Origin of the sequence: Viridibacillus sp. NPDC093762, assembly GCF_050279675.1 — a bacterium.
Lineage (GTDB): Bacteria > Bacillota > Bacilli > Bacillales_A > Planococcaceae > Viridibacillus.
Window position 1 is genome coordinate 149,464 of sequence record NZ_JBNNUK010000009.1, and the last position, 9,944, is coordinate 159,407.

The 9,944-nt window shown below is 34.0% G+C and carries 9 protein-coding genes and 2 pseudogenes; 7 read left to right on the top strand and 4 right to left on the bottom strand.

The annotated features are described in order from the left end of the window. Positions 1-76: 76 nt before the first annotated feature. Entirely contained in the window at positions 77-910 is an 834-nt protein-coding gene (locus ACQKM9_RS13075) for a transporter substrate-binding domain-containing protein (RefSeq protein WP_427734788.1), read from the bottom strand. Positions 911-1,145: 235 nt separating this feature from the next. On the opposite strand from ACQKM9_RS13075, the gene ACQKM9_RS13080 reads away from it, so the two are divergent. Further along, entirely contained in the window at positions 1,146-1,880 is a 735-nt protein-coding gene (locus ACQKM9_RS13080; RefSeq protein WP_427734789.1) for an SH3 domain-containing protein, read from the top strand. A 53-nt stretch (positions 1,881-1,933) separates the two neighbouring features. On the opposite strand, the gene ACQKM9_RS13085 is transcribed toward ACQKM9_RS13080, so the two are convergent. Further along, positions 1,934-2,428, bottom strand: a complete 495-nt coding sequence (locus ACQKM9_RS13085) for a DUF1648 domain-containing protein (protein WP_427734790.1) — start codon at positions 2,426-2,428, stop codon at positions 1,934-1,936. A 155-nt stretch (positions 2,429-2,583) separates the two neighbouring features. Between ACQKM9_RS13085 and ade the strand changes: the two genes are divergently transcribed. The 3 genes and pseudogenes from ade (at position 2,584) to ACQKM9_RS13100 (ending at position 5,377) form a co-directional block, all read left to right on the top strand. Then, the gene (gene ade, locus ACQKM9_RS13090) at positions 2,584-4,335 is read left to right on the top strand and encodes an adenine deaminase (RefSeq protein WP_427734791.1); all 1,752 of its coding nucleotides are present in this window, start codon (positions 2,584-2,586) and stop codon (positions 4,333-4,335) included. Positions 4,336-4,638: 303 nt separating this feature from the next. Next, positions 4,639-4,725 (top strand): annotated as a pseudogene (locus ACQKM9_RS13095) (transposase); the annotation flags it as partial. Positions 4,726-4,873: 148 nt separating this feature from the next. Beyond that, positions 4,874-5,377, top strand: coding sequence for a GNAT family N-acetyltransferase (locus ACQKM9_RS13100; RefSeq protein WP_427734792.1), 504 nt, complete (start codon positions 4,874-4,876; stop codon positions 5,375-5,377). 121 nt (positions 5,378-5,498) lie between these two features. Here ACQKM9_RS13100 and ACQKM9_RS13105 read toward each other — a convergent pair whose 3' ends face one another. Continuing rightward, the gene (locus ACQKM9_RS13105; RefSeq protein WP_427734793.1) at positions 5,499-6,320 is read right to left on the bottom strand and encodes an exonuclease domain-containing protein; all 822 of its coding nucleotides are present in this window, start codon (positions 6,318-6,320) and stop codon (positions 5,499-5,501) included. Positions 6,321-6,470: 150 nt separating this feature from the next. Continuing rightward, positions 6,471-6,944, bottom strand: coding sequence for a low molecular weight protein-tyrosine-phosphatase (locus tag ACQKM9_RS13110; protein ID WP_427734794.1), 474 nt, complete (start codon positions 6,942-6,944; stop codon positions 6,471-6,473). 410 nt (positions 6,945-7,354) lie between these two features. Between ACQKM9_RS13110 and ACQKM9_RS13115 the strand changes: the two genes are divergently transcribed. From ACQKM9_RS13115 to ACQKM9_RS13125, 3 genes and pseudogenes are all read left to right on the top strand, one after another. After that, positions 7,355-8,458: a diguanylate cyclase gene (locus ACQKM9_RS13115; protein ID WP_427734796.1), complete on the top strand. Its 1,104-nt coding sequence runs from the start codon at positions 7,355-7,357 to the stop codon at positions 8,456-8,458. Positions 8,459-8,486: 28 nt separating this feature from the next. Next, positions 8,487-9,038 (top strand): annotated as a pseudogene (locus ACQKM9_RS13120) (DUF402 domain-containing protein). 420 nt (positions 9,039-9,458) lie between these two features. After that, entirely contained in the window at positions 9,459-9,743 is a 285-nt protein-coding gene (locus ACQKM9_RS13125; protein ID WP_427734797.1) for a hypothetical protein, read from the top strand. Positions 9,744-9,944: the final 201 nt, after the last annotated feature.

A 9,944-nucleotide genomic window follows, 5' to 3' on the forward strand; every position in this document is an offset into this window, starting at 1 on the left:
AAGGGCATTAAAATGATTGAAGATCTTATACATATAAACCATAAAATAAGATCTTCACAGTATTAGACTTAACCGGTCATTCTGCTTCTACTTTTGTATTAATATCACCGTACCAATCATCACTTTCAAACCAGTAAGAACGTGAAGCTAACTCCTGTGGTCCACCTAAATAACTATAAAGGAATGAATTTAACCATTGGACTGTTACTAAATCATTGTGAGCTACTGCAATCCCTAAATTTTCTGCAGAAATATTCTCATCTAAAATATGAGATTTTCCATTTTGCTTTTGCCAAATTCGAACTGAAGACTCGTCATAGATCACTGCATCTAACTGACCTGATAACATAGCTAAAGCCGCAGCTGGCATTTCTCTGTAATCTTTGAATTCTGCATTTTTAAAGTTTGCTTTTGCAAAAATTTGACCAGTTGTTCCAATAATAGTTGCAATTTTCTTTCCTTTTTGATCCAGTTCTTTCCAAGATTTTGTCGTCTTATCTGTATCAGGTAATAACATTACTTGTTTTGTTTGATAATACGGATTAGGGAAACTAACAGACAATGCTCGGGGACCAGTAATTGTCATACCTGAAACGATCATATCAATTTCACCAACTTGCAAGGCCGCTATTAATCCATCAAATGAATATTCTTTAAATTCTACCTTTACATCTAAGGCCTTTCCTATTGCTTTCGCGGTATCAATATCGTAGCCGACAAACTCCTCTTTCAAATTGACCATTTCAAAAGGTGCATACCCTGTAGCTGTACCAACAACCAATTTGCCAGCCTTCTTTACACGATCAATTGTTGATTCACCTGCATTACCAGCCTTATCACTGTCACCTCCACCACATGCTGTTAAAATCATACTCATCAACAATAGCAATACTAGTAAACTCTTTTTCACCCTTTCTCCTCCTTTCAATTAAATAGCTATAACTAGTAAATCTTTAAACTTAATATATGGAGAGTAAGGTAGTAGATATACCAATATAAATAGTGAATTTAATAGTTGATTGAAAATTCTGTTTATTAAAGGTTTGAAAAAATGATTAAGTTGGATATTTTCGGGTACTTAGTTTTATATAATGGTTTGTATGGAAATAATAGGTTTTTGATCTGAATAGGAGGAGGGTCCGAAAATGAAGCGATATAGATATATACTTGCTATTGTGATCTTAATCAGTAGTGTGAGTTTCATTAACCAGCCGAAGATAGAAGCAAAAACGAGTTTAACGACACAATATGTACAAGCAGATGTATTAAACATTCGTATGGAAGCTACAACGAATTCAAAAAAGTTGGGTCAATTAAAGAAAAATGAGAAAGTGAATGTGATTAGCACATCAAATGGTTGGTCAAAAATTCAATATAAAAAAGGAACAGCTTATGTTTCTACCACCTATCTAAACTCAAATAAAGCTGTGCAAAAAGTGACGGGGAATTTGCTACCTAAAATAGGAAAGTATACTTACAAAAATTACGAAGAAGACGTTTATTATGGAAATAGTACCGAATCTTATGTAAAAGTAAAAGGAGGTGTTAAAGCAAAGTCTAAAAATGGATTGGAAACGTCGTATTTGGAAAATAGCAAGTACTTCACTTATTTATCCCCAACAGGGCATACAAGTTTTCGACTGAACTACCCATTAACAAAGGGGAATAAATGGAGAAATGAGCAAGATGAGGTGCAAATCCAAGATGTAAATCTGTCAGTTAAAACTGCAGCGGGCTCTTTTAATGAAGTTGTTAAAGTTCGAATAGATCACAATATCTATGATACGTATTCCCATTTTTACATTGCTCCAGGGAAAGGTATTGTCATGTGGAAACTAAACGGTAAGAAAAAATTCCAATTGGCGAAGTATACAAAGTGAAGAATGTACAAAAAAGCTCAAGCCATGTAAACATGGCTTGAGCTTTTAATCTATTATCTGAGCTTGAAAAAGCGTACAACAAAGAAAATGATTGTACCAAATAGGATGGCAAGGAAAAGTGGCATCTCATAGACTCCAAGTAAACTTTCACCACCACGAGCTACATGCACATCATTCCAAATATTAAAGGCGAAAAACAACAGAATTTCATTTTTTACAAAATTTAATAGTAACATGGAATTCTTATAAAGCCTTTCTGTATTTTCAGCTGTTAATGTACTATAGTTATGCAAATGTGGTTTTTGCTCCAGTACATGACAGAACACCCATAATACTATTCCTATAATTGGTGGAAAAAAGAACATCCATCTCGGGCCCCAGTCATCTGGTACACCCAATGCATTATAATGTGTTGGAACTTCAGAAGGCAGACTAGACCACTGTGTAATTCCATAAATAATTGCTACTACAAATACCCCGATTGCTAAAATATCAAATGTCGTTCTCACAGCAGAACGGGGAATAACTAACTTAGGTTGATTGAACATGTGATAACCCCCTTTATTTGTTTACGAGCGAAGAAAGAGAAGGTTTCATAATGATTACTAAAATACGCCATTTTTAACATTAATAATTATTGTTGCAAGTATATTTATGGTATAAATATTAAAAGGTTACTACAGAACAATTAGGAGGCATCTTGATGAATCCCCAAATAACAAGTAGGCAACGCAGAGTTTTATGTTCACAGAAGAAAGTAAAAGCTGATTTTATATTACGCAATGCTCAGGTAGCCGATGTATTCAACTTGCAATGGAGAATGGCTGATATTGTTGTCTCAGAAGGATATATTGTGGCTATTGATCCAGATGGTCAATTTGAAGCGGAGCATGAAGAAGATGCGCAAGGGAGATTTGTTATTCCCGGCCTTATTGACGGTCATATCCATATTGAATCATCGATGTTAACGCCATCTGAATTTAGCCGTATTTTACTACCACATGGTATTACAACGGTGATTACAGATCCACATGAAATTGCAAACGTCTCTGGGATAAATGGAATTCAATTTATGCTAGATAATTCTGAAAATACTGCGATGGATATTCATGTAATGCTACCATCGAGTGTCCCATCAACGTCATTCGAAAATGCTGGAGCGGTGTTAGAAGCTAAGGATTTAGCGCGATTCTTGACTCATCCAGATGTACTTGGGTTAGCTGAAGTAATGGATTTTCCAGCTGTACTAGAAGGTAATGAAAAAATGCTTGCGAAAATTGAACAAACTGAATCTACTAGGAGAATTATTGATGGCCATGGTGCAGGACTATCCCCTCAGCAAATACGAGGGTATCGTGCTGCAGGGATTCAAACAGATCATGAATGTGTAACGGCAGATGAAGCTAGAAGTCGTGTAAAGCAAGGTATGTATGTACTCATTCGTGAAGGTTCGGCAGCTAAAAACCTTCGTGCGCTACTACCGGCAGTAACATCGACAAATGCACATCGCTTTCTATTTTGTACAGATGATAAACATCTAGACGAACTCATGCAAGAAGGTAGTATAAATTATCACATAGCACTTGCAATTGAAGAGGGAATGGAGCCGTTACAAGCAATACAATTAGCCACACTTAATGCAGCCAATTGTTATCAATTACTACATAAGGGTGCGCTAGCAGAAGGATTTATTGCAGACTTCGTACTACTGGAAGATCTCAATCATTGTAAGCCAAAAACTGTATGGAAAAATGGTGTAAAGGTTGCCGAACATGGTCAAATACTACAGAATAAGCAAAAAGAATGTTATGTTCCAACTGCAATTCTGCAATCTGTAAATATTCCTTCGCTAACAGCATCAGATTTGGCGATTTCTTTTACAAAAGGATCAAAAGCGAATGTTATTGAGATTCAACCGAATCAAATTATGACAACGAGGGGGGTAGCAGAGGTTACTGTTGAAGATGGCGTTTTCATACCCTCAGTAGAAAATGATCTGTTGAAATTGGCAGTTATTGAACGACATCATCATCTTGGGAATATCGGTCTTGGTATCACACATGGTTTTGGACTTCAAAAGGGAGCTGTTGCGACAACTGTTGCTCACGATTCCCACAATGCACTTGTGTTAGGAACAAACGATGAGGACATGTTACTTGCTGCTGAAGCATTGCAGAATATGCAAGGGGGCTATGTGGTTGTAGCAGACGGACAAATATTAAGCGCTCTCCCTTTGCCAGTTGCAGGGCTAATGACAAATCAACCAGCTCCAATTGCAAAACAACAACTATCTGAATTGCATGAAGCATTATTACAGCTCAACCCAAATTTAGACTTCCATCTATTTCTGACACTATCGTTCACTAGCTTGCCTGTTATCCCCGATATTAAACTAACAGATACCGGATTATTTGATGTTGTGAATTTCAAGCACATCGCTGTTGAAGTAGAGTAGACTATCAAAAAAAAAACTTTAAACAATTTGTTCGCATGATCTTCAGACTGTAGACAAACTCGAAGAAATTTGGGTTTATCTACAGCTTTTTTAATTTTAAATATATAAATAGACAAGACAGTTGATTTCCACTATGATGGACGCCAAGTCGCTTCGGCGCTACTCTCCTGCAGGGTCTTGGACTGTCCAACTTTTCCCGCAGGAGTAGCCACCTCCGCTCCAATCAACTACACAAGTAATAAAAACAAATCTTTTGTGATGATGGAAAATGATGACGAGAAAAAAACTTTATATTCGTTCTTAGGTCGCACGAGTATAGACCCTGTTGTCCTTATAAAAATGATATTTATTCAATATGTATCTGGCATCTGTTCAATGTGTCAAACGGTTTGGGTTTGAAAATATTGTAAGATACTTATTGCGATGATAGAATGAATAATTAAATATACTGGGGGCTGTTGCCAATAATAAATACCTATTTGTAATTTTGCTTTTGAGTCCATATAAGTGACGTGAAAATTATGATAGGAGTGGAAGAATGGTAGAATTAAATACTGAAAAACTAAAACTAATCCCATTAAATTCAGAAAACTTGAAATTACTAATTAATAATCAACAAGAAATGGAAAGAAGTTTGTCTTTAAATGAATCAGAGGAATTGCTTTCTGAAGAACTTAAAAAAGCTATGAAATTTAGGCTATCAAAAGTAATGGAAGATCAGCAAAATTATTTATGGTCTACCAATTGGCTACTTGTATCGAGAGATAAAAACTGTACAGTTGGTGGCATCATGTTAAAAGGTCGCCCAAATGAAGAAGGTGAAGTAATAATTGGTTATTACACTCTTTCTCAATTTCAGGGAAAAGGCTATATGACTGAAGCCGTAAATAATTTTAAAAGTTGGTTGTTAAATCAGCCTGAGGTTAGGTTTGTTATAGCAGATACTGATAAAACCAATATTGCATCGCACAGGGTGTTAGAAAAATCAGGAGCAGAAATCTATAAGGAAACGGAAGACCTCTACTTCTGGAGATTTTTTTGAAATATATTGCAACATCAAAATGCTAATAGCCAGCATATTAATGTTGGCTATTTTATATCTGGAAAATAACTTATATCACGTTCATCAGATTAGATTTGCTCAGTAGTACTTATTCCAAACTCTATTTCAATTTTTCAATAAAGAGTTCTTCGTGTATAAGTTGAATCGAGTGTCCTGTAGCAATTAGTTGTTCAGCTTTCAGAAATTTACTACTTTTATGGCCGGACTCAGAGCGCTCTATACTATTGCGACTAATGACTAAATAATCGGTCTGTTTAGATACTACATTGCTAAATATACCTCCTGCTTGCCGTAATTTTTGCGCAGCAGAGGAACGAGTCATACCTTGTAAGCCACCAGTGAAGACAACCGTTTTTCCTTTGAAAAAAGGCGCATTCATAGTAGAAGTTACATTTTGACTATTCTCGAAAGTAACATCAAATAATCTATTTATCTGTTGAATATTTTTCATCTTACTAATTGTAAGTACAATGCTAGCGATTAAGTCAGCATTCTCCATAGAAAATGGGATTGATAAATTAGATGCAACAGAGGTTAATTTATAATTTAATAGTTTTGGGAATGCTTTTTGAACTAATTCGAATGAGCATCCGTATCGGCAATAAGGGGGAAGTTGTTGAATACTCTCGCATGATTCTTGAATGACATTTTCATCATATTTGACATAATGCGCAATAACAAATTGATTGTTTAGCCAAAGACATAATGTTGGATAGAATTCTTTAAAGGTCGGCGCATGTTGTACCATTTTTGCTGTTAAGCCATGTTGATGTGTATGATATTCATCAAATGGTTGTTCTGGATTGATATATGTATATAGGGTGTCTTGGATTTCTCCATTCACCACTTTTACTAATCCGATCGAACAAATACTATCTCGCCATTGGTTGGCTGTTTCAATATCAATGGCTACAAAATCCATCTGTGGTCCTCCTAAGTTGAAAAAATATAAATCTATTATAACAATTGATTTTGAAAAAACAGCAATAGTACAGAAAAAAATGGGTTGATCTTTCTCTCTCAATTGCTATGAAAATGAAATCCCGCCAAATGATATAATGGCGGGAAATTCTTATGAATTAGTTAACTTGTGTTCACTACGAATTTTTTTAAGTAATGCGTGGCAACCGTCAGTAACAAGGTCATACGTATCCTGGAAGTCTCCAGTAAAATATGGATCAGGGACATCTTTTTTATGTTCCGTTAAATCGAGTAGACGTATGATTTTCGGATGATTAGGTTGACCCGTCATTTCGTAAATATTCATGATATTACTATTATCCATACCTACTATATATTCAAATTGCTCGAAATCTTCTTTTTTCAGTTGACGACCACACATACCAGCAGAAGAAATATTATTTATCTCTAAAATAGCAAGCGTACCTTCATGGGGAGGTTCTCCAATATGCCATGATCCAGTCGCCGCAGAATCAACTGTCACTTTGTCATCTAACTTTTCTTTCTTTAATAAGTCTCGGAATAATGCTTCGGCCATCGGTGAGCGACAAATGTTCCCGAGGCAGACAAATAAAACGTTAATCATAATTATATCTCCTATACGAAAGAATATTTTTGTAGCTTGGATAGCTAATGTGCTTATATATTCAATTTTATTACGATTAAAGATTGAAGACAAGTTTATAGTTTATTTATGGTTAAACAGGTGATAATTTTTCTTGGATTATATATAGTTCAATAGTACTATTTTTATGGTGTGCCAAGGGGGTGTTTTATGGTATCATAATAACGTTGATTAAAAAGTTAAAAAAGCCAAATGAAAATGTAGTAAAGCCATTCAAAAAGCGTACCGTAATGAATATATAATATTGCTTAGTCCTAGAAGAACTAATATTTAATATGCAGAATATTTTCACCGAATAAACATCTAAATTAGCTAAAATACAATGCTGATTCATTCGTTTTTTAGAAGTTATTATAAAAGGGGTAGGAATTATGCTTCAATCGATTTTATCGAATCTATCGATTATTTTATTAACGCATTTAATCATCCAATCACTAAAAAATTACAAAAAACGCTTACCAAATAAGCTATATATTTTATTACTCGTGATAACATTTTCAACGTCAGTTATCTCAATGTTTTATTTACCAATCGAATTTGAAGGATATCGAGTAGATTTAAGAATGATTCCGTTAATTTTTTTAGCTTATTTTGGTAATTGGAGATTGACACTTCCCGTCTTATTGATTGTATCCGTTTGGCGTGGTTTGTTAGGGGGAGTGGGAACTACACCTGGTATCTTATTTGGTATGATTTGTCCTACCTTATTAACATTAGCTGTCTATAAAAACAACAAATTTTCTAATAGTTATTTAGATAAAATTGTCCTTCTTACGGCATGTTGGTTCATCTCAGATATTCCTATTGTTTTTATTGTCCCAAACGGCCTAACGATATTTAAAAGTATATTTATTTTACGATATACCTCATTAATAGGAGCAGCATCTGTTTTGTATTATTTTGTTTTGATGGAACGAAAACAATGTAATTTGAATAATCAACTAGAATTTATAGCTTGGCATGACTCATTAACGAAGTTGTTGAATCGAAATAAGTTCTTTGAAATAGTAGAGGAAAATAGAAAAGCAACAAATGAAAATCACTATTTAGCGATGGTTGATCTTGATTATTTTAAGAATTTAAATGATACATATGGCCATGTAGCAGGTGATCAAATTTTAAGTGAAATTGGAAGCATATTTAAAAATTATGAAAATGATTATGTAAAGGTTGGGAGATATGGTGGCGAGGAATTTATCATATACCAAGGACATACTAATTTTGAGCAAGCTGTTCGGTACATTGATGCAATTCAACAAGAAATACGAACTACCCCATTTTATATTGATGAGAATTTAACAACTTATGTAACAGTCTCCATTGGTATTGCCGAATTGAAGAAAGATATAACTTTACAAGAAGCGGTGAAACGAGCAGATCAAAACTTGTATATCGCAAAGCAAAAAGGGAGAGATCAAATCGAAGCATCAGAAGTTCATACTAAGCGAATTTCGACGACTGTAGGTGCGGAATAGATATTTATTGAGAGGGGAAACTAAAATGATGGTCAATTTAAGAACATCACATATTCAACATGGGGATAAAATAATAGAAAGAAAAATACGGTATGACTCCACAGTTATAGAATATAGTTGTATCGTGTTAAAAGCACAAAACCAAAAAGTCGTACTTTTTCATGAAATAATGGATTCCTTTACGATGGTAGCAAGTCAAACAAAGTAAACCATTTCTAAAGGTAGTTATACAATTGCGTATTACTGGAAAGATCGTCCATATAATTTATATCTCTGGAGAGATAATAAAGGGAATTATATAGGTTCCTATTTTAATATCGTAAAAAATACATATATGATTGATAATTTGGTATCGTTTGAGGACTTGATTATTGATATTTTGGTACTTCCGAATGGAGACTACTTTATTTTAGATGAAGATGAGTTACCTGAGCCGCTAGATCAATTTGAGGATGGATCTGTTCAACAAACTCTAAACTCATTAACGGAGTCCCTTGATATTCTCCTTTCTCAAATTATTTCAGAAACTGAGAATCACTATAAACATGAAGAACTCCTTCCTTGGTTGAACAACATATGATATTTATAGCTGATTATTTTTAAGATTTGAGCTCCACAAATGGTGCTTTATTTGATTAGGAAACGCAAAAATGGTCAAGGTGTAATAATCTAATTTAAATAATAAGGAGTTCTTGTATTAATTTGATTAAATTTTGTTTCAAAGCTACTATTGCTTAGGGGATATGATGGTATATTTACGTCTTTTTCATCATAAATATAAATTAATTATATTTGCCTACAATTGATTTACTATTCAGAAAATAAGTGATAAAATATAGTAACATTAAAAACTAAAATTATCCGCTAGCCTTATTGAAATCATTTTAGAAGGTAAAAATTCTGAATATGAAGTCATGTACAAGCAAGCGGAATTTTTTTATTTTCTTGAAGCCAGCGAATGAATCTATACAAATTCGAGCTAGTGAAAGGAATGATCCAGATGGAATTAATGAAAAAGGATATTGGTAAATGGGTGATTTCTCAAAATCTTGATGGTTATATTTTATCTATTGATGTAGAGGGAAAAGCAGCAGTTGTTAAATTTTTTGATGGTGTTCAGCAAAAAGATCGCATTGTTCAATTCGAAAATTTAATACTAAATGACGAAGACAAATTGCAACTTCATGATTTACTAGCGCTTCAAGAATTAGCGTTAGATACTAATGACAAAAAGTGGTTCGATGAATTAAGTAGCCAAATAGCGAAATATAAAGTAGAGTTTTAGATGAATTGCTTAAGCGAAAGATATTTAATAATGAAGATTAGTATACTAGAAAACATCTGCCTAAAAGTAAACAAATATTATCTAATAAAGAAGCAGGGCTGCAATCTATTGAACTGACCCAAGAAAGTTAGACATATTTATTTAAGCAGCTTCTAAGACCTGAGTTCGGTATTCCACCGGGCTTAGGTCTTTTAATTTTTC